At 53.7% G+C, this 24,199-nt stretch carries 21 protein-coding genes; 9 read left to right on the top strand and 12 right to left on the bottom strand.

Annotated elements, in window-relative coordinates:
- Positions 1-5: 5 nt before the first annotated feature.
- Positions 6-707, top strand: coding sequence for a DUF1190 domain-containing protein (locus tag NCTC9997_RS04545; protein ID WP_064977429.1), 702 nt, complete (start codon positions 6-8; stop codon positions 705-707).
- On the top strand, positions 707-1,870 hold the full coding sequence (locus NCTC9997_RS04540; protein WP_064977428.1) for a glutathionylspermidine synthase family protein: 1,164 nt from the start codon (positions 707-709) through the stop codon (positions 1,868-1,870). The genes NCTC9997_RS04545 and NCTC9997_RS04540 overlap by 1 nt, the downstream gene beginning before the upstream one ends.
- A gap of 99 nt (positions 1,871-1,969) precedes the next feature.
- Here NCTC9997_RS04540 and NCTC9997_RS04535 read toward each other — a convergent pair whose 3' ends face one another.
- Positions 1,970-2,287: a DUF1971 domain-containing protein gene (locus NCTC9997_RS04535; protein ID WP_039046052.1), complete on the bottom strand. Its 318-nt coding sequence runs from the start codon at positions 2,285-2,287 to the stop codon at positions 1,970-1,972.
- Positions 2,288-2,545: 258 nt separating this feature from the next.
- On the opposite strand from NCTC9997_RS04535, the gene norV reads away from it, so the two are divergent.
- On the top strand, positions 2,546-4,060 hold the full coding sequence (norV, locus tag NCTC9997_RS04530) for an anaerobic nitric oxide reductase flavorubredoxin (protein ID WP_039046030.1): 1,515 nt from the start codon (positions 2,546-2,548) through the stop codon (positions 4,058-4,060).
- A gap of 12 nt (positions 4,061-4,072) precedes the next feature.
- On the top strand, positions 4,073-5,305 hold the full coding sequence (gene norW, locus NCTC9997_RS04525) for an NADH:flavorubredoxin reductase NorW (protein ID WP_052242245.1): 1,233 nt from the start codon (positions 4,073-4,075) through the stop codon (positions 5,303-5,305).
- Positions 5,306-5,453: 148 nt separating this feature from the next.
- On the opposite strand, the gene rhlE is transcribed toward norW, so the two are convergent.
- The 3 genes from rhlE to fabB form a co-directional block, all read right to left on the bottom strand.
- Positions 5,454-6,929: an ATP-dependent RNA helicase RhlE gene (rhlE, locus tag NCTC9997_RS04520; protein WP_052242243.1), complete on the bottom strand. Its 1,476-nt coding sequence runs from the start codon at positions 6,927-6,929 to the stop codon at positions 5,454-5,456.
- Between the two features lie 163 nt (positions 6,930-7,092).
- Positions 7,093-7,989 (bottom strand): 23S rRNA (guanine(745)-N(1))-methyltransferase, encoded by an 897-nt coding sequence (gene rlmA / locus NCTC9997_RS04515; RefSeq protein WP_064977427.1) that lies wholly within the window; start codon positions 7,987-7,989, stop codon positions 7,093-7,095.
- A 194-nt stretch (positions 7,990-8,183) separates the two neighbouring features.
- Complete coding sequence (fabB, locus tag NCTC9997_RS04510; RefSeq protein WP_010862137.1) at positions 8,184-9,398, bottom strand: beta-ketoacyl-ACP synthase I; 1,215 nt, start codon at positions 9,396-9,398, stop codon at positions 8,184-8,186.
- A gap of 139 nt (positions 9,399-9,537) precedes the next feature.
- On the opposite strand from fabB, the gene mnmC reads away from it, so the two are divergent.
- Entirely contained in the window at positions 9,538-11,622 is a 2,085-nt protein-coding gene (mnmC, locus tag NCTC9997_RS04505) for a bifunctional tRNA (5-methylaminomethyl-2-thiouridine)(34)-methyltransferase MnmC2/FAD-dependent 5-carboxymethylaminomethyl-2-thiouridine(34) oxidoreductase MnmC1 (protein WP_064977426.1), read from the top strand.
- A 190-nt stretch (positions 11,623-11,812) separates the two neighbouring features.
- On the opposite strand, the gene NCTC9997_RS04500 is transcribed toward mnmC, so the two are convergent.
- Positions 11,813-12,088, bottom strand: coding sequence for a YfcL family protein (locus tag NCTC9997_RS04500; RefSeq protein WP_047708117.1), 276 nt, complete (start codon positions 12,086-12,088; stop codon positions 11,813-11,815).
- 668 nt (positions 12,089-12,756) lie between these two features.
- Here NCTC9997_RS04500 and NCTC9997_RS04495 point away from each other — a divergent pair.
- Complete coding sequence (locus NCTC9997_RS04495) at positions 12,757-13,377, top strand: trimeric intracellular cation channel family protein (RefSeq protein WP_010862140.1); 621 nt, start codon at positions 12,757-12,759, stop codon at positions 13,375-13,377.
- Positions 13,378-13,575: 198 nt separating this feature from the next.
- On the opposite strand, the gene NCTC9997_RS04490 is transcribed toward NCTC9997_RS04495, so the two are convergent.
- The 3 genes from NCTC9997_RS04490 to cuyB all read right to left on the bottom strand — a co-directional run bounded on the left by NCTC9997_RS04490 (position 13,576) and on the right by cuyB (position 16,484).
- Entirely contained in the window at positions 13,576-14,352 is a 777-nt protein-coding gene (locus NCTC9997_RS04490) for a TSUP family transporter (protein ID WP_047708138.1), read from the bottom strand.
- 151 nt (positions 14,353-14,503) lie between these two features.
- Positions 14,504-15,646 carry a beta-aspartyl-peptidase gene (gene iadA, locus NCTC9997_RS04485; protein ID WP_064977425.1) on the bottom strand — a complete coding sequence of 381 codons (1,143 nt, stop codon included), beginning with the start codon at positions 15,644-15,646 and terminating at the stop codon, positions 14,504-14,506.
- A 94-nt stretch (positions 15,647-15,740) separates the two neighbouring features.
- Positions 15,741-16,484 (bottom strand): cysteate racemase, encoded by a 744-nt coding sequence (gene cuyB, locus NCTC9997_RS04480; RefSeq protein ID WP_047708140.1) that lies wholly within the window; start codon positions 16,482-16,484, stop codon positions 15,741-15,743.
- 283 nt (positions 16,485-16,767) lie between these two features.
- Between cuyB and NCTC9997_RS04475 the strand changes: the two genes are divergently transcribed.
- Entirely contained in the window at positions 16,768-17,730 is a 963-nt protein-coding gene (locus NCTC9997_RS04475; protein ID WP_064977423.1) for a LysR substrate-binding domain-containing protein, read from the top strand.
- Between the two features lie 573 nt (positions 17,731-18,303).
- The gene (gene dcuC, locus NCTC9997_RS04470) at positions 18,304-19,665 is read left to right on the top strand and encodes a C4-dicarboxylate transporter DcuC (RefSeq protein WP_010862145.1); all 1,362 of its coding nucleotides are present in this window, start codon (positions 18,304-18,306) and stop codon (positions 19,663-19,665) included.
- A gap of 182 nt (positions 19,666-19,847) precedes the next feature.
- Here the strand turns inward: dcuC and mepA are convergent, their stop codons facing one another.
- The 3 genes from mepA to prmB all read right to left on the bottom strand — a co-directional run bounded on the left by mepA (position 19,848) and on the right by prmB (position 23,016).
- A complete protein-coding gene (gene mepA / locus NCTC9997_RS04465) occupies positions 19,848-20,744 on the bottom strand; it encodes a penicillin-insensitive murein endopeptidase (protein ID WP_152136000.1) in 897 nt (298 codons plus the stop codon).
- Between the two features lie 74 nt (positions 20,745-20,818).
- On the bottom strand, positions 20,819-21,919 hold the full coding sequence (gene aroC / locus NCTC9997_RS04460; protein WP_039046024.1) for a chorismate synthase: 1,101 nt from the start codon (positions 21,917-21,919) through the stop codon (positions 20,819-20,821).
- Positions 21,920-22,083: 164 nt separating this feature from the next.
- Positions 22,084-23,016, bottom strand: a complete 933-nt coding sequence (prmB, locus tag NCTC9997_RS04455; protein ID WP_039046023.1) for a 50S ribosomal protein L3 N(5)-glutamine methyltransferase — start codon at positions 23,014-23,016, stop codon at positions 22,084-22,086.
- Between the two features lie 76 nt (positions 23,017-23,092).
- Between prmB and smrB the strand changes: the two genes are divergently transcribed.
- Positions 23,093-23,617, top strand: coding sequence for an endonuclease SmrB (gene smrB / locus NCTC9997_RS04450; RefSeq protein ID WP_039046022.1), 525 nt, complete (start codon positions 23,093-23,095; stop codon positions 23,615-23,617).
- Positions 23,618-23,701: 84 nt separating this feature from the next.
- Here smrB and sixA read toward each other — a convergent pair whose 3' ends face one another.
- Positions 23,702-24,178 carry a phosphohistidine phosphatase SixA gene (gene sixA / locus NCTC9997_RS04445; RefSeq protein ID WP_064977421.1) on the bottom strand — a complete coding sequence of 159 codons (477 nt, stop codon included), beginning with the start codon at positions 24,176-24,178 and terminating at the stop codon, positions 23,702-23,704.
- Positions 24,179-24,199: the final 21 nt, after the last annotated feature.

Here is a 24,199-nt window from a genome sequence, read left to right as displayed (position 1 = left end):
GCAGAATGAAACGCAGTCAGAACATTCTGCGCGAAAAGTTACGTAAAACTTGGCGTCCTTTTAAACTGGCACCGTTGACCGTGGCGGTCAGCAGCATGGTGCTGGCCGGTTGTGGCGATGAAGCCCAACCACAGGTATCCGCCGAAGTGTTCAAGAACTTGTCGGAATGTATTAATCAGAACCCGACCTTGGCCGCCGAGTGTCAAACCGCTTACCAGAACGCACTGGCCGAAGCAGCGAAAACTGCGCCGCGCTATAACAGTGAATCGGACTGTGTGGCCGAGTTTGGTGCCGGACAGTGCGTGCAATCACCGGGCACCGGCTGGTTTATGCCGATGATGGCCGGTTATATGTTCGGTAAATTGATGAACAGTGGCCGCCCAAGTTACAGCAACGTGCCGGTGTTTATCCCCAAAGATCAACGTAATCCCAACTACGGTAAATGGACCACCTCCACCGGTTATAGCTACGGCAACGCCGGCACCAGCAACCGTAATGTCACGCTGGATAACAATGCGCTGAAGGAAAAACCGGCCGCAACGCGCACCTTGTCGCGCGGCGGTTTTGGCTCCACCGTAGAAGCCAAATCCAGCTGGGATAAGCGTGATGATCGCTCCAGCAGCAGCTCCGGTGGCAGCGGCTGGTCATCGTCGTCTTCCCGTAAAAGCTCTTACAGCGGCAGTAGCAGTCGCAGCTGGGGTGGCTGATGTTCCGCGTTCCTTGTAAAGAACGCCCGAACTGGCGCGCGTTAGCCGCCGAGTTCGGGTTTGGTTTTCATACCATGTACGGCGAGCCGTATTGGGATGAAACCGCCTATTACCAGTTCAGTCTCAAACAGATCGAGCAAGATCTGGAGCAGCCGACCCAAGAGTTGCACCAGATGTGTCTGGAAATTGTCGATCAGGTGGTGCGCGATGAAGTGCTGCTGCGTCGCTGCCAGATCCCCGAGCCGTTATGGCAACAAGTGGCCGACTCGTGGAAACGGCGCGATCCGAGTCTGTATTCGCGTTTAGATCTGGCTTATGACGGTAAATCACCGGCCAAGCTGTATGAAAACAACGCCGATACGCCGACTTCCTTGTTTGAAACGGCGTTTTGGCAGTGGCTATGGCTGGAAGATAACGTCGACAACGGTCAGCTACGCCGCGATACCGATCAGTTCAATCTGGTGCAAGAAGCGCTGATCCGCCGTTTGCATCAGTTAAACCAGCACAGCCCACACACACTACACTTTGCCTGCTGTCAGGATACTGAGGAAGATCGCGGGACGGTGCAATATCTGGAAGATTGCGCCAAAGAAGCGGGCCTGAATACCAAATTTGTCTTCATCGAAGAGATTGGCTTAAGCGCCGATGGCCGCTTTACTGATACCGATGATCAAATTATCGAGTGGATGTTCAAGCTCTATCCGTGGGAGTTCATGTTCCGCGAAGCCTATGCCGAACATTTGGCCAGCGCGCAGGTACAATGGCTGGAGCCGATGTGGAAATCGATCATCTCCAACAAGGCGCTATTGCCGCTGCTGTGGCAACGTTTCCCGAATCACCCGAATCTGCTACCGGCTTATTTTGCCGATGATCCGGCGCGCAGTGCGCTGAAAGATTATGTGGTGAAACCGCTGTTCTCCCGTGAAGGCGCCAACATCAGCATCGTGCAGGATCAAAAAACCGTGTACGAGGTGGATGGGCCGTATGGTGAGGAAGGGATGATTTGGCAAGCTTATCATCCACTGCCCAAATTTGGTGATAACTACACCTTAATTGGCAGTTGGTTGATTGATGATGAGCCAGCGGGGATCGCGATCCGTGAAGATGCCAGCTTAGTAACGCAAGACTTGTCGCGCTACATCCCGCATATCATTTTGGATTAAGCGTCGGAATGATGGCGTTGGCCTGCCCGCAAGATACGTAGACAGGCCAACGTGATGCGCTTACCAATATGGGCTTAACACTGAGAGTAGCACTAAGATTTACTCGGTAGTGTCATGCAGTTGTGGATCAGAAAAGAAATCCAGATTAAAACAGGTATCGTCGGTCAGTAAGGCAATTTTGTGCCAGTACTGCGGCGGCGCGACCAAAAACTGCCCTGCTGCCACAATCACTTCCCGCTCAATCTCCTGCGTTTCACCGCGAAAACCGGTAAAACAGATCCCACCACGCATCACCGATAATCGCGCATACACCCCAGCACGTGTGTTATGCCAACTGAGCAATGCCGCCGGTACGCTATCGCGATTAAAAAATGGGGTCTGCTTGTGACAGGTAAAATAGTCAGGAATCGTTACCATCGTCTTATCTCCTTTGCTGCGTGTAGCATAACGCAGATGTTCATGCATAATTGCTTCATCCTGTGACAAAGCACGTCACCCTCGTTATATTTCTTTAAAATCAATGATTAACAGATTGATTACTCGCGCAAGAACCGCCTAATCCTCTGCCAAATCAAAAGTCCGGCCAAGATTATAAGTTGCATTATAAATACACCTTTAATATCATACGCCACATAAGATGCATTTTAAATACACTTTATAGTAAGGCCGTCTACAATGCACATTCAGTTAAAGAACAATATTCATTGGGTTGGTCAGCGTGACTGGGAAGTGCGTGATTTTCACGGCACCGAATACAAAACCACCAAAGGGACGAGCTACAACAGCTACCTCATTCGTGAAGAAAAAACGGTCCTGATCGACACGGTTGATCATAAATTCAGCCATGCTTTTGTCGCCAATCTGAAGCAAGAGATCGATCTGCGCAGCATTGATTACATCGTTATCAACCACGCGGAAGAAGATCATGCTGGCGCGCTGTCCGCGCTGATGGCCGAGATCCCCAATACCCCGATCTACTGTACACGCGCGGCGATCGATTCGATTACTGGCCATCACCACCATCCCGAATGGAATTTTCGCACCGTAAAAACCGGCGATACGCTGGATATTGGGAATGGGAAAGCGCTGGTATTTGTGGAAGCCCCGATGCTGCACTGGCCTGACAGCATGATGACCTACCTGACCGGTGATGCGGTGCTGTTCAGTAACGATGCTTTCGGTCAACACTACTGTGATGAGCGACTATTTAATGATGAAGTCGACCAAGCCGAGCTGATGGAGCAGTGCCTGCGCTACTACGCCAATATTCTGACCCCGTTTAGCCAACTGGTCACGGCCAAAATCCAAGAAGTGCTGAGCTTTAATCTGCCGGTCACCATGATCGCCACCTCGCACGGGATCGTATGGCGCGACAATCCGGTGCAGATCATCGAACAATACCTGCGCTGGGCGGATCAATACCAAGAAGATAAGATCACGTTGTTCTATGACTCGATGTCTAACAATACCCGCATGATGGCCGATGCGATCGCACAAGGGATCTCCGAGCGCGATCCGCGAGTCGCCGTGAAGATCTTCAATGTCTCACGCCATGACAAAAACGAAATTCTGGCGCAAGTCTTTTGCTCCAAGGGCATTTTGGTCGGCTCCTCGACCATGAATAATGTGATGATGCCGAAAATTGCCGGCATGCTGGAAGAGATCACAGGCCTGCGTTTTCGCAGCAAAAAAGCAGCCGCCTTTGGCTCGTATGGCTGGAACGGCGGCGCGGTCGATCGCATTCATGCGCGTTTGACCGATGCCGGTTTCATGACTTGCGAAAGCATGAAAGCCAAATGGAAACCGGACAGCAACATCTTACAACTGTGCCGCGACTATGGCCGTAAACTGGCAGAAGAATGGGCCTTAACCCCCCTTCCTGAACCTGCTGCGATTAATGTGCAGACAACCACGACTAAGGCCCAAGTCGAGAGCGAAGCAGTATCCGCCACCGCAGACGCGCCCTCACCGCAGATCAGTGCCCTGCGCCCTGCCTGTCAGAGCAGCGCAAACGGCGTTCTCAGTGGCAGCAAGATGATCTGTACTGTGTGTCAGTGGGTGTACGATCCCGCCGTTGGTGAGCCAAACCAAGGCATCGCCCCCGGCACCGAATGGGAGGCGGTACCGGATGATTTCCTCTGCCCTGATTGTGGGTTGGGTAAAGACGTCTTCGATCCGCTGCAAGACTGAGGAGACGCCTACATGCCGACTTTACACATGACAACGCCACCGGCACAAATCAACACTACCTTGGTTGATGCCCCTATCATCATCATCGGGAGTGGTTTCGCAGCGTGGCAATTGGTGAAAGCGATGCGCCGCCAAAACGCCCAGCAACCGATACTGCTGATCACTGCCGATGATGGCAGTGACTACAATAAGCCGGATCTGAGCCATATTTTCACGCGTCAGACTGAAGCGGACAGCATGGTACGCGCGGATGCGGCCACACTGGCTGCCGAGCTGAATATCGAGATCCTGACCCAGACGCGGGTTACGGCGCTGGAGCCAAAACAGCATCGGCTGCACACGGCGAGCGCCACCTTGCGCTACAGTAAACTGGTATTGGCCGTTGGCGCGCACAGTGTTATTCCGCCGCTACCGGATGATGCCGCTCAACATTGTATGACCCTCAACAGCTTGCAGGATTACCGCCAGCATGCGGCACGTCTGCAACAGATGCCGTCAGTCTTGATTGTGGGCGGCGGTTTAATTGGCACCGAGCTGGGTATGGATGCGGCCTTAGCCGGTAAACAGGTGATTATGACGGATCTTGCGCCGCGCTTGCTGGCGCGCCAACTGCCGGCGCTAATAAGCCAAGCCTTGCAGCAGCAAATGCAAGAGCACGGGGTGCGTTTCAAACTCGGCTGCACGCTGACCGCACTACAACGTTGCGACAGCGGTGAGTGGGCAATCACCTTCAGTGATGGTAGCCGTTATCAGGCAGCCGAAATTCTGTGCACCGCAGGGCTGCGCCCAGAGATCACCCTCGCGCAACGCGCTGGTTTGCAGACCGACCGCGGTATAGTCACTGATGCGTATTTGGCGACCTCGGAGGAAGACATATTCGCACTCGGCGACTGCGCGCAGGTTGCAGGAGAAGTCTACGCTTACTTACAGCCGATTTTGCTGTGTGCCGCGGCGCTGGCGAAAACCTTACTCGGTCAGCCAACCGCCGTACGCATTCCAACCCAGTCGGTACGGGTCAAGACGCCGCTATTACCGCTACAAATTGCCGGTACACTTGCCGGTCATCTCGCCAGCGAAGAGGTGGGAACACAGCAAATCGTGCTCAATGATCCCAAAGGGATGACCTTGTGGCAATTGGATGCCGAGCAGAAGCGATGCGGCTTTGTCGCTGCCGGTGAGCACCAAAAACAGGCGATGGCGATGCTAAAAATGCTGGGACAACCGTTCGAGATAGCGCCACGCTAATGGCTGATTGACTTATCGACCTCACATTGACGCGCATAAAAAAGCCCGCCTCTTTTCAAAGACGGGCTTTTTTGTTGTCTGTTCGGCGCTAATTGTTGAGCACGCGCCTGAACAAGACGACTTATTCAACACTTATTCTGCGAGACGACTATTCCGCGATACGACGCGGTGCACGCTGACGTGGCGCGCGTGGGGTACGGTTTTCGCCACCACGGTTCTCGCTGCGTCCTTCGCTGCGACCTTCGCCAGTACGGGCGCTGTCGTTACGGCGGGCATTCGGGTTACCCTGACGACGTGGACGGCCTTCGCCACTGCGCTCTGACGCACCGTCAGCCGCGGCACGTGCACCTTGTCCGCGATTGCCACCGTTACCGCCATTGCCGCCTTGACGACGACCATTACCGCCCTGATTGCCATTACGGCGATCATTGCGCTGACGGCCATTGGCAATCGGCTCGGCTTTGATGGATGGATCCGGCGCAAAACCGTCCAGCGCTTCACGTGGGATCTCTTTTTTCAGCAGACGTTCGATATCACGCAGCAGTTTGTGTTCATCCACACACACCAGTGACAACGCCAGACCTTCACACCCTGCACGGCCAGTACGGCCAATACGGTGCACATAGTCTTCCGCCACATTTGGCAGCTCGTAGTTCACCACGTACGGCAGTTGGTCAATGTCCAGACCACGCGCCGCGATATCGGTGGCCACCAGCACGCGCACACGGCCATTTTTAAAGTCATCCAGCGCACGGGTACGCGCACCTTGACTCTTGTTACCGTGAATCGCTGCGGCGGTGATGCCATCTTTACCCAGCTGCTCGGCCAGATGGTTAGCTCCGTGCTTGGTACGGGTAAACACCAGCACCTGACGCCACTGATCGCGGCCAATCAAAAACGACAGCAGTTCGCGCTTACGCTTACGATCGACAAAGTGCACACGCTGCTCAACCTGCTCGGAAGCGGTGTTACGGCGAGCCACTTCAATCAGTTGTGGGTTTTTCAGCAGTTTGTCTGCCAGACCTTTGATCTCATCCGAGAAGGTCGCGGAGAACAGCAGGTTCTGACGCTTGGCCGGCAGCAGCGCCAACACTTTACGGATATCGTGGATAAAGCCCATATCCAGCATGCGGTCAGCTTCATCCAGCACCAGTGTTTCCACTTTTGCCAGAGAAACGGCGTTTTGCTGAACCAGATCCAACAGACGGCCAGGCGTGGCAACCAGAATATCAACCCCACCACGCAGCTTGATCATCTGCGGGTTAATGCTCACACCACCGAATACCACCAGCGAGCGCAGAGGCAGGTATTTGCTATATTCGCGTACGTTTTCCCATACTTGAGCGGCCAGCTCACGGGTAGGCGTCAAGATCAACGCCTTAACTGGACGACGGCCATTAGGCTGAGCCTGTTGGCTCAAGCGCTGTAAAAGAGGCAGGGTAAAACCTGCGGTTTTGCCTGTTCCCGTTTGGGCACTGGCCATCAAATCGCGGCCCTGCAGCACCACCGGAATGGCCTGACGCTGAATCGGCGTCGGTTGTGTGTAACCCTGCTCGGCTACCGCGCGCAGCAGTTCATCACACAGGCCAAGAGAATCAAACGATTCTAGATTTTCAACAGACATACAACATATGCTCCTGAGCCCAGCGCCCGTCAGTAAAAGGGTCGGTCAGGCTGAACTCATTAATCAGAGGGCGGCCGCAACAAGCGGCCGACACCGACATCAGGTACAGACCGAAGCGTACCGTGAACGGCGATTGTAACAGAGGAATGGGATTGGTGTGAGATTAATCACAAATGACAGGATCGCGGCGATGAATGCGAATCGCAAAGTCCGTTTCACAGGCAAACTCACTTTGCGCCGCTAAGTGCTCCCACACCTGCGCCGACGCGCGCCAAGCGAACGGCGTCATCTGCAGCAGTTGCACCGCCGCCTGTGCACTAAGACGCATCGGATAGGCCAAACGCAAATCCTGTTCGAGCGTAAAACCGTCTAAAGTCTCAACCGGACATGAGTGCAACACCACATCCCCATACACCTGCTCTTTTAGCTGATACAGATGCCGCGGCGCAGGTGATACCGTGATCACCACCCCACCCGGTCGCACACAGCGCGCCAGCTCTTGTGCCTTGCATGGGGCATAAATGCGCACCACCGCATCCAATGACGCATCAGCAAACGGCAAACGGTGGCTAGACGCCACACAAAACTCCACATTCGGATAGCGTTTGGCCGCATAGCGTACCGCCACTTTGGAAATATCTAACCCGAATACCTGACCGGCCACCTGCGCTTCGCCATTGGAAATCATTGCGTGCTCAGCCAACACACGGGCCAACGCCGCCGTGTAGTAACCTTCACCACAGCCGATATCCAACACTTGTACTCGATGCGCGTCTGATGCTGACACCGCAGTCAGAGATTCTTGCAACAACGCCGCGACTTTATCGCGCAGCGGTTGATAGTGGCCGGCTTCCAAAAACGCGCGTCGCGCCTGCATCATCTCTTTGTTATCGCCCGGATTTTTCGAATGTTTGTGCTGTACCGGCATCAAGTTGACATAGCCTTCTTTTGCGCAGTCAAACTGGTGACGTGCGGCACACTGCCAGCGACGTGGCTCACCACGGCACAGCTGCAAAGGCTGATGACATAAAGGACACTGGTAACTAAAGGCGCTGAACATGCGAATATCCTGACAAGCGAAGGGGAAAACCGGCAGGCAGTCTAAAGAAAAAATGATCCCTCATCCAGTGCTAGCGGCCAGCAGGCGAAAAAATGGGCAGAAAAACGGCATAAAAAAGGCCCGAAATTATCGGGCCACCCGTCAAGGAAAATTAAAGAGGAGCTAACACTTCAGCTCCTGTTAACCAACTTTGCTTATTGCTTGAATTTACGCATTACCAAAGTGGCGTTAGTGCCACCGAAGCCAAAGCTGTTGGACATGACGGTAGTCAGTTCACGCTCGGTGGTTTCGGTAATGATATTCAGGCCCGCGGCTTGTTCATCCAGCTGCTCGATGTTGATGCTTGGCGCAATAAAACCATGCTCCATCATCAGCAGGCTGTAGATAGCCTCGTGTACCCCTGCCGCACCCAGTGCGTGACCGGTCATCGACTTGGTCGCCGAAATTGCAGGGCAGTTTTCAGCAAACATTTCTTGGATAGCACCCAGCTCTTTCACATCACCGACCGGCGTAGAGGTGCCGTGGGTGTTGATATAATCGATTGGGGTATCAATGCCTTGCATCGCCATCTTCATGCAGCGCACCGCGCCTTCACCTGACGGCGCTACCATGTCGTAACCATCAGAGGTTGCGCCATAGCCAACGATTTCAGCATAAATCTTCGCACCACGCGCCAGTGCGTGCTCCAGCTCTTCCACTACGACCATACCGCCGCCGCCAGAGATCACGAAACCATCACGGGCCGCATCATAAGTACGGGACGCTTTTTCTGGCGTTTCGTTGTACTTGGTAGATAGTGCGCCCATGGCGTCGAATTCCATCGCCATTGACCAGTCCAGCTCTTCGCCACCACCGGCAAACACGATGTCTTGCTTGCCCAGCTGGATTTGTTCCAACGCGTGGCCAATACAGTGCGCGGAAGTCGCACAGGCAGAGCTGATAGAGTAGTTGATACCACGGATCTTAAACGGGGTCGCCAGACAGGCAGACACACCAGAGGTCATGGTTTTTGGCACCATGTACGGACCCACACCGCGCAGGCCACGCGAGCGCATTGCATCGGCAGCGGCGATTTGGTTACGTGGTGAACCACCACCGGTACCCACAACCAGACCAGTACGGTCATTGGAGACCATCTCGTCAGTCAGACCCGCATCCGCAATCGCTTCTTGCATCGACAGGTAGGCAAACGCCGACGCATCGCTCATAAAACGAAAAACTTTACGGTCAATCAGCCCGGTCAGATCGAGTTTGATGTCCCCCCAGACCTGACTGCGCATATTCATATCGCGCAGCGTTTCAGAGAAGGTGATCCCGGAGCGTCCGGCTTTGAGTGATTCCAGAACTTCTGTTTTGTTGTTACCAATGCTGGAAACGATTCCGAATCCTGTAATTACGGCTCTTTTCATGCCTAAAACATCCTTAACGCTTTGCATTTGGCCAAAGTTTAACGGTTTTGTTGTCTGCAAGTGGTCAGCTTTCCGCGTTTTGCCAAGTGGTCGGTGCTGTTACAATACCGTCAAGTTCCATTTTTGAGTATTTCCTGCCGTGAATACATCTTCTATTCAACAGGCCACGCTGCGCTTTAACGAACAAGGAACGCCCGTGTCCGCCGAGTTTGATGACGTTTATTTCTCCAATCAAAACGGACTGGAAGAGACCCGCTATGTCTTTCTAAGCGGCAATCAGTTACCCGAGCGCTGGCTGCACCATCCTGCAGATCGCTTTATCGTAGCAGAAACCGGCTTCGGTACGGGGCTGAATTTTCTTACCTTGTGGCAATCTTTTCGTGAATTTCAGCGAAATCACCCAGATTCCCAGCTAAAACGTCTGCATTTTATCAGCACCGAGAAATTCCCGCTGTCGGCGGCTGACTTGGCGCTCGCGCATCAAAGCTGGCCAGAGCTTGCCGAAATGGCTGCCGAATTGCGACAAAACTGGCCACTGCCGATTAGTGGATGTCAGCGCTTACTTCTCGATCAAGGCCGAGTCATTCTTGATGTGTGGTTTGGTGATGTCAATGAGACCTTTGGCGATTGGGGCCGTGACTATGAGGGACAAATTGATGCTTGGTTCCTCGATGGTTTTGCGCCATCTAAAAACCCAGACATGTGGAATGAGCAGCTGTTTGCTCATATGGTGCGCATGGCGAAACCGGGGAGCGGTACATTTGCCACCTTCACCGCCGCCGGTTTTGTGCGCCGCGGCCTGCAAGCGGCTGGATTTGAGATCACTCGCTTAAAAGGTTTTCGCCACAAGCGCGAAATGCTGTGTGGCCGTCGCCCAGCACAGAGCCTGACACCGAACGAACCTGCTCCGTGGTATGCACGCCCTGCGGCTTCTTCGCTGCAAGACGTCGCAATCATTGGTGGTGGCATCGCCTCGGCGCTGCTGGCACAAGCCTTGTTACAGCGCGGCGCGAAAGTCACCTTGTACTGCGCTGATGCGCAGGCGGCGCAAGGCGCGTCCGGTAATCGGCAAGGTGCGTTGTATCCGCTGTTAAACGGCGCTAAAGATCCGCTCGCGCGCTTTTTTGCCCACGCCTTCCAATTTGCGCGTCAACGCTACGATGCACTGGACGCGCAAGGTATTGCCTTTGATCACCGCTGGTGCGGCGTGTTGCAACTGGCGCACAATGAGGCTGCCGCCAACAAACAAGCTAACTTGCAACACGCCGAGTGGCCTGAGTCGATGGTCAGCATTCACTCACCTGAAAGTGCTGAAACGCGCGCCGGAGTGCCGTTGGGTTTTGCGGCGGTGGAATACCCACTGGGTGGCTGGCTGTGTCCAGCGCAGTTAACCGCCAACTTGTTGCAACATCTGCAGCAACAAGGACTAAGCATTCACTATCAACACACCCTACGTCATCTGGCACATACCGCCACTGGATGGGATTTACAGCTGGAAATAGTAGATGCTCATGAACAACGCACTAATATCACGGCCAACCATGCGGTAGTTGTGCTAGCCAATGGCTATCGCATCAGTGAGTTTGGCGAAAGTGAACACTTACCTGTGTATCCAGTACGTGGGCAGGTTTCCCATATCCCCACCGACACTAATTTAAGCCAGCTCAACACCGTATTGTGCGCCGAAGGGTATCTGACGCCGGTAAATATCCGCGGCGATCAGCACTGCTTAGGTGCGACCTATGGCCGCGGGGATACCAGCACAGATCTGCGCGACAGTGACCAGCAAGAAAATCTGGCTAAATTACAGCGCAGTCTGCCTGCTGTGGCATGGGCGCAGCAGGTACGCGTAAGCCAAGAGCCGCAACCAGAAATCCCTGATGCGCGCGCCGCCGTGCGCTGTGCCACGCGCGATCACTTGCCACTGATGGGTGCACTGCCAGATTATGCCGCTACGCTGGCGCAATACGCCGAGCTAGCCACACAATTAAGCAGCGCGGTGCCAGTCGAGGATGCACCTTATTACCCCGATCTGTTTGTGCTCGGCGCGCTCGGCTCACGTGGCTTAACCTCTGCGCCCTTACTGGCCGAAGTGCTAGCGGCGCAAATGAACGGTGAGCCACTGCCTTTGGAGCGAGACATCTTAAATGTACTCAACCCGAACCGTTATTGGGTGCGTAAACAGCTCAAAGGCAAGCCGGTACAAAATGAGCCACGTGGTTAGCTGCTAATAAAAACGCGTGTGCTAGGCGACGAAGCAAGCAATAGCGACTTAATTCACCAATACCGCTAGCCTCAACAAAAAAGGCGCTCTCACGCACTTCATTTCGAAGTGGGTGTAGCGCCTTTTGTATGTCTAGCGTTTGTATGTCTAGAATTTGGTATCGTCGTTTATATCGACGATAGAAGTGCGATTAAGCCGCCGCTTGCTGATACAGCTGCTGCCACAGATTACGTACCAACACCTGATCCGGTGGCGATAACTCGCCCTTGGCAATCGCCGTATCCAAACTGGCATTCACGCGCTGCGCCAATTCGCTCAGGGAGCTCACGCCATCGGCTTCTGCATCGGCAACCGCTAGCGTCAGGTGTCCACGCAGATAGCCACCGGCAAACAGTTCATCATCGGTACCGTGCTCAACCATCTCATCAATCAGGGCCAGTACCCGCTGTTCAAATTGCGTCATCATCAGATTTATTCTCGTTGCCAGAGTGTTACCGAAAAATTCTGCCGCAGACTATAACAGCAACTGCGTATGCTCTCCAGAGAGCGCCGAGCTATTACTGATGCGCCGCTAGGGCAATCTACGGCTCGACTATACGACTCAGCACAGGGCATTTTTATCTCTTTCTCAAGAGAAACCGCCGCGCATCATCTTGGCGCCGTACACACTCCACCTGCTGCAGCCCTTTGCGCAGCGTGATCAAACTCTCATTTTTCTGAACGCGCCGCGCATAAATAAATGAAATAAACTAATGCATAGATAACATCTACCACAGCCAGAGCAACAGATGGGCGCGATAAGGAGAATAGATTATTTTTATAAATGACCATTTTTTAAAATTTACACCCAGCACCTATCCTAATCACGCGCAACGAACTCTATAAATCGGCTATTAGCACTTATTTTTTGCTGTATGCAACTTCATTTACTATGTGATATCACAATGTCACATTTAAAACACAATCAATAAATGATTAGTATTTGTAATGCGACAAAAGAAAAATCAGCAGTAAAATAGCGCGCATTCGCCAACCAGCAGCCAACGTTAGCCGCGTAATAAAGAAGCGTCATACTGTGTGCTGGCCTGTGTTGTCTCACTCGCGTTTTCACTGATGGACTGAGCCACTTTCCCCATGTTACTGACTATCTTATATCTTATCGGGATCACCGCTGAAGCCATGACCGGTGCGCTGGCCGCTGGTCGTCGTAAAATGGATCTGTTCGGTGTGATTATCATCGCCAGTGTGACTGCCATCGGGGGCGGCTCGATCCGTGATATGTTGCTCGGCCATTACCCGCTCGGCTGGGTCAAACACCCGCACTACATTGTGATTGTGGCCTGTGCTGCGGTGATCACGACGTGGATCTCACCGGTCATGAAGCACCTGCGCAAAGTGTTCTTGGTGCTCGATGCGCTGGGTTTGATCGTTTTTTCCATCATCGGTGCGCAAGTGGCGCTGGATATGCACCACGGCCCAGTAGTTGCGGTGATTGCCGCAGTGATCACCGGCGCATTTGGCGGGGTATTGCGTGATCTGCTGTGCAATCAGATCCCGCTGGTATTCCAAAAAGAGTTGTATGCGGGGATCTCATTTGCCGCCGGTTTGCTGTATGTCGGCTTGCAACATACCGGATTAGATCACAATGCGGTGACCATGATTACCCTTTGCAGCGGCTTTGTGGCCCGTTTGCTGGCGATGCACTTTGAATTAGGCTTACCGGTGTTTAACTACACCCAAAGCGAAGAGTCGTAATCGTCCGCCCATCGCGCCTTCAACAACACACCGCAACACAGCTATAAACAACACACACAAAAAATGGCCGGAGCAACACTGCTTCCGGCCATTTTTTTAGGCAGCTTGATGAGGGCACTCTTTGTTTATAACGCTTCGTTTGTACGGCTTCGCTTGCAGCGCTATCTCTTTTCGCCCGTCAAACTCATGCAAGCCGCATCATGCGACCAGCGCCGACAACCACTGATAAATCTCCGTGCCGTGACTGTCGTACACCATTTTACAGGTCATCAGCAGGGAAACCGTCACAATCATCGGCCGGATAAAGGACTGGCCTTTGGTCAACACCATGCGCGCTCCGAGACGCGCTCCGATAAATTGGCCAACCATCATCAGCAAACCGACACTCCACACCACTTTGCCCCCCAGAGCAAAGAACAGCAGTGAGGCTACGTTTGAGGTGAAGTTCAGCACCTTAGTGTGCGCGGTGGCTTTAGCCAGATTAAAACCCAGCAACGTGACAAACGCGATGGCAAAAAATGACCCGGTGCCCGGCCCAAAAAAGCCATCATAAAAACCAATCCCCGCACCGGCGGTGAGCGCAAACAGGCGCGCAGAGATGCGGCTGTGGCGGTCAGTTTCGCCGACGCGCGGTGAAAACAGGAAATAGCCGCCAACGGCCAAAATCAAAAATGGCAGCACTTGGCGCAATACCGAGGCATCTATCATCTGCACCAAAATCGTGCCCACGACCGAGCCAATAAAGGTACAAATGATCATAAAGGTGATATCCGACAGATTCACCGCGCCACGCCGGACAAAATACCAAGTCGCAGAAAACGAACCGGCGGTGCCTTGCAGCTTGTTAGTCCCCAAGGCCATCGCGGGCGGTAATCCGGCCGCCAACAATGCCGGTACGGTTAGCAATCCTCCGCCGCCGGCAATGGCATCAATAAATCCGGCCAACGATGCCGCCGCTAGCAACAGCAGCAGCATTTCCCACGACAGAGCCAATTCCACGGTATTTTCCTTAATCTGCGACAGAGGATGAGAGTGCTGTATGGTAACGGGTTATGTGCTGAGCAGCAATGCAACAACGGCGTCACCGCAAACGATGACGCCGCATAAACAGGCAGTTACGAAGGATTTATTCAAAATTAGCGGTAACTTGCATCTCACCGTGCTGCAGTAAAACCTGTCCACCGGCAATCAGGGTATCCAGAGAAAAATCAGGGTTAAACAGGCAAACATCAGCATCTTCCCCTGTAGCAAGGCGACCTTTGCGCAGCCCCAGTGAATCGGCCACATTACTGGTCATCAGGCGCAGTGCAGTAGTGATCGGCACATCGCGACGCACCAGCTCGACCAGCAAATCGAGGTTACCGGACACATCGGCGGCGGTTATACGCTCCATCTCGCCTTGCGCATTAAAGACCGGCAAACTGCCATTACCATCAGAGCTGACGGTGAGGCGCTCTGGCGCAGCGCCCGCTTCCAGCGCATAGAGCACCGCATCGGCAAGAGAAGCAAACGCACACGAACCGGCACTGGTGATATCGATGTAGCCACCTTGCGCGCAAAACGCAATGGCGTCATCCATCAACTCGCGGGTACGTGCAACGTGCGTTGGCGAGAAGTGATGCGCGGGGATGCCGGCGGCCAGTGCCGCGTTAATTTCGGCAAATGGTGCATCCAATCCGCCCATGTGCATATGCAAAACTCCGCGCTTACCGGCCAACATGCCACCCATACGCACATCGGAAACCAACCGCAGCATCTCTTGCGCGGTAGGGAAAGAGCCGCGGTGATCAGCAACCGCTAATTTAACGCCCAACACCGGCGCTAACAAAACCAGATCGTCGCGCACCGAGCCGGTTACCGTGACGGTCGGCAGTTGATAGGAGCCGGTGTGCATGTAAACCGACAAACCTTCTGCGCGCAGCCCCATTGCTTTGGCGTACAGATCGCGCGGTGATCGCGTTGAGCCATCGGTGCCCATCACCCCGACCACGGTAGTCAGACCCGCTTGTACCAATTTGCCAAAGGTGACCGCCGGAGTGCGAGTGGCGAAGCCGCCTTCCCCACCGCCGCCAATTAGGTGAATGTGCTGGTCAATCAATCCTGGCGTAGCGATTTTTCCCTGCGCATCAATCACGGTGCAAGGCACACTGCCAGTTTCAATGTGCGCAGCAATCTGCACCACTTTGCCGCCAGCCAGTAAAATGTCCTGCTGGCCAAGGAATTCAGGTGCATACAAGGTGGCATTTTTAATCAGGGTCAGAGCGTTCATCAAAAGTCGTATCCTTACATTTCTTGTTTTAGCTATTATTGAGTTAGCTATTGATTGGTATTTGCAGCCATCAACACGTGCAAGCCTGACGTCATCAGGCCACGCACGCTTGTGCCGGCGCTAGTTCGCTCAATTGCGGCGCTTGATACCACTGCACGCAGGCTTGCGCTAATTCCGCTAACGAATCAATCACTGTTTCAGGGTGAGCGTTGGCATGCGCTTCCAACGCCAAGGGGATCTCGGTGCAGCCCAAGATAACGGACTCCGCCCCCTGCTCGCGCAGCGCTTGATAAGCCTCAAACAAGCAACGCTGACCGAGCGCCACATCACCGGCTTTCACGGCAGCAATCCCGCGCATCACTTTTTGCTGCATTAACGCATCGGGTAGCACGCACTCAATGCCGAGTGGACGCAATTCCTGTTGGTACAATCCGCCGCGCACCGTAGCGGTGGTGGCCAGCAACCCGACACGACGTAAACCGCGGCGGCGAATAGCGCCCACCACGCAATCAATAATGCTGATCGCCTCGATGCGTGAGTAGTACGTTAATCGCTTAAACCAAAAATGCGCGGTGTTACACGGGATCACGAATAATGTGGCGCCGGCCTGCTCCAACTGTCGCAGCAGTTGCAACAGCGCTGGAAACGGATCTTCCGCGGCATCGAGGATCGCTTGGGTGCGATCGGGGATCTGCGGCACATTCGCCACCACCATTGGGATATGCGCTTGATCCTGTCCCGCCGGCGTGCTTTGAATAATTTTGCGCATAAAGTCGACGGTCGCTAATGGCCCCATGCCACCTAAAATTCCTAACCGGCGTGCACGCTGCTGTTGCATAACAACCCCCTGTAACTTATCGAATTCCATTTTAATCAGTGTGTTATATCTATCTTGTGTGACATAACCGTACTGGCTCTTGGCTTTCACCTTAGTCGTTTCGTCAGTGAGGATGAAATGCTGATTCTGTTGCCGCTATGCAAGAAAAGCATAACGCGATGCGCGATAATGACATGTCGCGAGATGCGCGATACATCCTGAACGCAATGCTGCACAGGATGCGCTGCACTCATTAGGCCTGCACGCAACAGAACCCGACAATACCGACCCAGGAGCCCGCGCTATGTCTGCCGAACATCTGCCCAACATTGAAACCAAGTGGTTACATGATTTTCTGGTGTTAGCCGAAAAGCGTAATTTTTCCGCCGCAGCAGCACTGCGTAACGTGACGCAACCGGCGTTCAGTCGCCGCATTCGTGCCTTGGAGCACGCACTGAATACCGAACTGGTGAACCGCGATACCCACCCGCTGACGCTGACCGCCAGTGGCAAGCAATTTCACGCCACCGCCCGCTCACTGCTCAATCAGATGGAAGAAGAGATCGGGCGTTTAGCCGGTTTGTCATTGCTGGGTGGCCAAACGGTGCGCATCGCGGCGGCGCATTCGCTGGCGACACACCTGCTGCCGTATATTCAGCCCAAACTGGCAGCCGAACACCCGAATGTAACGCTCAATGTGGAAGCGGTGGATGCGGATGATGCAGTGGAAACCTTGCGCGAAGGGGCGTGCGATATCCTGCTGGCCTTTGCCGCCGATCATCTGTCCAGTGCGCCATATCAATCTCTGTGTTTAGGTCGCAGCCACCTTCATTTGGTTTGTCGCCAGCCTGCGCCGTGGAGCTCGGCCATCAACACCGCGCCTGAGAATGATGGCAAGACCGAGCTGCCCGCATCGCCCATGTCGAAACCAATGCCTTGGTTGGCTTATTCACCGAGCAGCTATATGGCGCGCGCGATTGCGCCGGTACAGCGGCATGTTGAGCTGCAACCAGTCTTTTCTTCCTCGATGTCAGATTTGATTAAACAGTTGGTCTTGCAAGGTGCTGGCGTGGCGTGGTTGCCGCAATATGCGCTGCACCAAGAGCAGCGTCAGGGGCAGTTGCAGGTATTACACCCAACTCACTGTTCGGTACCGCTGTGGCTGTATGCGTACCGTTTTGAAAGCCGTTTACATCCGGCAGGGGAAAAAGTCTGGCAAGGATTAGCGCGTCTGGCACAAGACCCGGAATTTAGTGCATTACTGTAAGATATAAAATTATAATTATTTTGTTATTATTATTCGCATAAAAATAATGACACATTCACATAAAGACATTATGTCTTAATATATAAATGGAGGCTTCACACACTATTTAACTCACGCAGTGAATAGATATTATTTTTAAGCTTAATAAATGAATCAATCAAAACTAATATCACACAAATTAAATACGGCGACATAAATGCACTTCTTTGCATAGCGTAAAAATACTATTTTGTGAGCAGTGCCTTTTTTAATCCATGTTGATTGGATCAATGTCACGTTACTCTAGGTTTGCGGATTGACGCTATTTAGTGCTTTATGAGAAAGTCGCGCAGCGCAAAAGCGCAGCAAACAAGCATTTGAATACAAACAAGCACAAGAAATATTAATTATTGAAGTGATTCATCGCTTAGATTCATCGCTAAGCCATGTCTCGTTGCCGTGCTGTTCATCTTATATTAAGTGCCCTCTATAACTTGTTATATATATGACTATTAATGATCGCTCTGTTTATCAAAACAAAATGGTCATCAATAGTCGATAATATATCATTATCGTTACAAGGACATCGTCTCAATGGTAGCACTAATTAGTTTAGTCGTTATTTTAGTGACCGGTTACCTGATCGTAAAAAAATACAACCCGCAAATGGTTTTATTTATCGCAGGTATCGTTTTACTCGCTTCGGCAATTTTGTTGGGTGTTGGTACCCCATTGCCAGAAGCTAAATCCAGTGGTTCTGTGTGGCTGGATATTTTCACCTACATCAAAGGCATGATGGGCAGCACCGTTGCCGATCTGGGCCTGATCATCATGGCGGTTGGCGGTTTCGCTAAGTATATGGATCACATCGGTGCATCGCGCGCCTTGGTGGCCATTTCAACTCGCCCACTGTCTGTGATCCGTAACCCGTATCTGGTTATGGCGATGGGCTATATCCTCGGTCAGCTGCTGAATATCTTCATTCCAAGCGCTGCGGGTCTGGGTCTGTTGCTGATGGTGACCATGTACCCAATCATGACCAGCCTGGGTGTGAGCCGAATGTCAGCGGCGGCGATTATCGCCACCACCGCGTGTCTGGATCTGGGTCCAGCGTCTGGTAACGTAAACCTGGCGGCCAAGATTGCCGACATGCCAGTCACCGAATACTTCCTGTCTTACCAAGGTCCAGTGGCTATCGCTTCGATGATCACCATTGCCGTGCTGCACATGGTAGTACAGCGTTGGTTCGACCTGCGTGAAGCCAAAAATCCAGTCGCGTATGAAGCTACTGAGGAAGATACCAAAGAGCTGGTGACTCCACCGCTGTGGTATGCCCTGTTCCCAATGATCCCTCTGGTACTGATCTTTACCTTCAGCAAGATGGTGATCACCACCGTTAAAATCGACGTGGTTACCGCGATGCTGATCAGCTTCGCTGTTGCGATGGCGGTCGAAAGCATCCGCTTTGGTGGAAAGAAAGTCTTTAAAGATATTCTGGTGTTCTTCGATGCGATGGGTAAAGCCTTTGCTCGCGTAGTCAGCCTGATCATCGCAGGTCAAACACTGGCGCACGGTCTGAAAGCTATCGGCATTCTGGATATGGTGATCCACGGCGCTATCGCGTCCAACATCTCTCCAGTGTATCTGGTGGTGTTGATGGTGATCATCATTACTGTGGCGGCCTTCCTGATGGGCTCCGGTAACGCGCCATTCTTCTCCTTCGCGGCAATGGTACCGGATATCGCGGCCAAAGTGGGGATCTCTTCCGCCTCTATGCTGCTGCCAATGCAGCTGGCTGCAGGTCTGGGCCGTACCATCTCCCCAATCACTGGGGTGATCGTAGCGGTTGCCGGTGCCGCGGGTGTGTCACCGTTTGATCTGGTTAAGCGTACCGCTATCCCAATGCTGGGCGCGCTGCTGGTTTCTACCGTGTACTCACTGGTGTTCTACGTATAAGCTCTGAGCACCTAAGCAACACGTCTCTGCCATAAAAAAGCCCCGTTCTCGATAAGAGTGCGGGGCTTTTTCTGTTCCTATTTTCCCTTTTTCCCCTTCGCCTCTTCACGTCATGCGGAGGGCTTCATGCTTGGGTTTTCTTCGCACACAGCAGGCCGACGGCTTGAGTATCAACAGCGCGATTACTGCGTATTACGTACCGTTACGCTATTTCCTGTACCCATTACGCTCTTACCCGCAATACCCGCATCGTTGGCGTTATTTTTCAGCGGCTGGTGACTGAGTAAGACACTCTGACAAACTGCGGGTAACGGTGGCGGTAAGCTCGGCAGTTTTGGCTTGCTAAGCTTCGGTTTACCGGTTTGCGCCGTGACTACCGGCGGCCGCAACCAAGACGCTAACTCATCGCCACAGCCATCACCGACCGGCGGCGGAGTTTGTGCTTGGCAATCTTGCGAGCCAGGCGGACACGCTAAACGCACATGCATGTGATAATCATGCCCACCCCATGGCCGGACTTTGCGCAGCCAGCTGCGCTCATGCCCGGCAGTACTTACGCACAGCTGCTGCTTGATGGCGGGATTGACAAAAATCCGCGCCACTTTCGGATCGCTGGCCGCCAGCTTAATCAGTTCGGTATATTCCGGCTGCCACAAATCACTTTTTACCTGCATCCGCGGAAAGTCGACCAGACTGACCGCTTGCGGCGACTGCTTTTCTTGCTCGCTAAGTTTGCTACGGCTAAAACGCAGCCAGATATCCACATCCAGCCCGTTTTGATGGCTGGCATGCCCAGAGCTAAAACGCCCGCCCGCAGGCATCGCCATGTCGCCCACCCAGAAATTCGGTAGTCCAGCCTGACGGCTGTGCTTAGCCAGACGCTGTACAAAGGCAATCAGCTCCGGATGGCCAAAATAGCGCATCCGCTGGCTGCGGATCAGCTCATAGCCTTTCCCCTGCAACGGCAATGGCTGCGCGCCAATCACGCAGCCATTACTGTAGCCGCCCACCGCTTGTGGGGTACCGGCCACCGGCGCGCTGAATTCACTCCACGGCGATGCCTGTACGCTGCTGGCCATGCAAAGCGCCACCAGCACTGCGCTGCCCGTTGAATAACTGTGGGTTAAATAATCAGCCAAGCGGGATAACGCACTCATGCCAGTAAGCCATCCCAGCTTGGGGCGGGCGTACGCGCACCACCACACTGTGCGCGATGGCGCAACAGGTGATCGAGCAGCACAATCGCCATCATCGCCTCGGCAATTGGCACAGCCCGAATGCCGACGCACGGGTCATGGCGACCTTTAGTCACCACTTCAACAGGCTCGCCACGGGTATTCACCGAACGCCCCGGAATGGTGATACTGGAGGTCGGTTTCAAAGCCAGATGCGCCACCAGCGGCTGACCGGAGCTGATCCCGCCCAGAATGCCGCCAGCGTGATTGCTCAGAAAACCTTCCGGCGTGATTTCATCACGGTGCTCGCTACCGCGCTGATTCACCACCGCAAAGCCATCACCAATCTCCACCCCTTTCACCGCATTGATGCTCATCAGCGCATGCGCCAGATCGGCATCTAAGCGATCAAACACCGGCTCACCTAATCCCACCGGTACATGTTCAGCCACGACCGTGACTTTGGCACCAATCGAATCGCCGTCTTTTTTCAGATCGCGGATCAGTGCATCCAGCGCCTCAATTTTGTCTGGATCAGGGCAGAAAAACGGATTTTCTTCGATGGCTTGCCAATCAATTTTCTCGGCTTTGACATCGCCCATTTGCGCCAGATAACCACGCACGGTAATGCCAAATTGCTCATACAGGTATTTTTTAGCAATCGCGCCCGCCGCTACGCGCATAGCGGTTTCGCGAGCCGAAGAGCGACCACCGCCACGGTAATCGCGCAGGCCATATTTGTGATGGTAGGTGTAATCGGCATGCCCAGGGCGGAACTGCTCTTTAATCGCCGAATAATCTTGCGAACGCTGATCGGTGTTTTCAATCAGCAGCCCAATGCTGGTGCCAGTGGTTTGCCCTTCAAACACGCCGGATAAAATCCGCACCTGATCCGGCTCGCGACGCTGGGTGGTATAGCGCGACGTACCGGGACGACGACGGTCCAGATCATGCTGTAAATCCGCCTCGTCGAGCTGCATGCCCGGCGGTACGCCGTCCACAATACAACCGAGTGCCGGCCCATGCGATTCACCAAAGGTGGTCACGCGGAAAAGTTGTCCGATACTGTTCCCTGCCATCTGTTAATCCGTGTTTATCTGGTTCATCGGTGCTCCGGCAGCCTGCTCGGCTGACGGAAAGAAAAGTATCCTTGATAATGCGCAAATAATTCGGGCAGCTCAAGGCTGCCCGAGGGGAAATTGCACATTTTCTGCCGCATCAGCTGCGGCTATCGCGTGAACAATCAGTCACGAAACGGCGCAAAGTGGTGGTAATGATCCACAATCTGCTGACGTGTCAGCATGAATACGCCCAGACCACCGTGCTCGAACTCCAGCCATGTGAATGGGATCTCTGGATATTGCGCTTCCAGATGCACCATGCTGTTGCCCACTTCGCAAATCAGCACGCCATCTTCAGCCAGATAATCTGGCGCACCAGCCAAAATGCGCTTGGTCAGCTTCAGACCATCCATACCCGAAGCCAAGCCGATGGCTGGCTCGTGGTGATATTCATCCGGCATGTCGGCGATATCTTCTGCGTCAACATACGGCGGGTTAGTCACGATCAGGTCATACTTGTCCTGCGGCAGATCGCGGAACACATCAGAGCGGATCGGGATCACGCGCTGCTCCAGCGCATGCGCATAGATGTTTTGCTCGGCCACTGTCAGGGCATCGGTAGAGATGTCGACCGCATCCACTTCTGCATCAGGGAACTCGGCGGCACACGCAATGGCGATACAGCCGCTACCGGTGCACATGTCCAAAATACGCAGCGGTTCGCGTGGCAGCAGGCCATCAAAATGGTTTTGGATCAGCTCGCCAATCGGAGAGCGTGGGACCAGTACGCGCTCATCCACATAAAATTCCATGCCGCAGAACCAGGCACTGTTGGTCAGGTATGCCACCGGCACGCGATCGTTAATGCGGCGCAGCACGCGCTCGACGATGCGATGACGCTCGCTCGGCGTCAAACGGCAGTTACGCATATCTGCGGGGAAATCCAGTGGCAAAAAGAGGGTCGGCAGCACCAGTGCTACCGCTTCATCCCACGGATTATCGGTGCCATGACCGTAATACAATCCGGCAGCATTAAAACGGCTGACTGTCCAACGCAGCATATCCTGAATGGTATGCAGCTCGTTGACCGCCTCGTCGACAAAAATCTTATCCAATTTACCCTCCGAAACGCGATAATCTGCCGCTGATTTCCATATAATTAGCGTAATGAGTTCAGACACAGACAATCACATGAAGAAAAAACACACACTGTCCGAAGACGATACCACCCTGTTTCGCGACGCGATTCAGGGGGCGAAAAAGATAAAGCAGGATACCATAATCCGGCCACGCATCCAGCGCCCTGAGCGGGTAGAGGTGCGCGAACAGCAGGAACAGCGTGATGCCAGCTTCTATTTTTCTGACGAGTTTCAGCCCCGTCTGAGCGAAGAAGGCCCAATGCGCTATGTGCGCGAGGATGTCAGCCATTATGAGCTCAAACAGTTACGCCGTGGCGATTTTACGCCGGAGCTGTTTTTGGATTTGCACGGATTAACGCAAGAGCAAGCCAAGCAAGAGCTCGGCGCGCTGCTGGCCGCCTGTCGCCGCGAGCACGTAGCCTGCGCCTGCGTGATGCACGGCTATGGTCGTCATGTGCTGAAACGGCAAACGCCGCTGTGGCTGGCGCAACATCCACAAGTGCGCGCTTTTTATCAAGCGCCGAAAGAATGGGGTGGAGATGCCGCGCTGCTGGTTCTGTTAGATGTGGTGGAATAACTGGCGCTGGCATGCGAGAAAAACCAAAGAAGACGCAGGAATAACGGGCTTACATGAAGTAAGCCCGACGCTATGGTGTGCGCGTTACAGCAAGTTTGCCGGTTGGATAATTTGCAGCAACTTGCCATGACCGATGTCGGCATCCAGCTCAATGCAGGCCACACCGGAGGTTGCAAACATTGGCGGCACGGTGCCTGGGCACAAATCAGCCACCAAATACCCCACCAGCGGCAGGTGGGACACAATCAGCACGCTCGGCACCCCATCAGCGGCCAGCGCGGTCAGATAATCCGCCGCCGGCTGTGGATTGCCTTCCGGGATCAATGAATCCCACACCTCTTCTGGCTGAGCCACCGGCAACACCGCACGCACGGTATCCCAGGTTTGCTGCGCCCGCAGATACGGACTCACCAATGCCTTTGCCACGCCACCTTCGGTTTGTCCGCTCAGCCATTCCGCCATCAGACGGGATTCCTGACGACCACGCGGGGTCAGCGCACGCTGAGCATCACTGGCCGCATGGGATTCCGCCTCACCGTGGCGCATAATAAATATGTACATAAATAACCGTAATGTTATGTT

Origin of the sequence: Plesiomonas shigelloides (assembly GCF_900087055.1) — a bacterium.
GTDB lineage: Bacteria > Pseudomonadota > Gammaproteobacteria > Enterobacterales > CAMTGL01 > Plesiomonas > Plesiomonas shigelloides.
The sequence above is the reverse complement of the archived record's forward strand: the minus strand, read 5'-3'. Positions and strand labels throughout refer to the sequence as shown.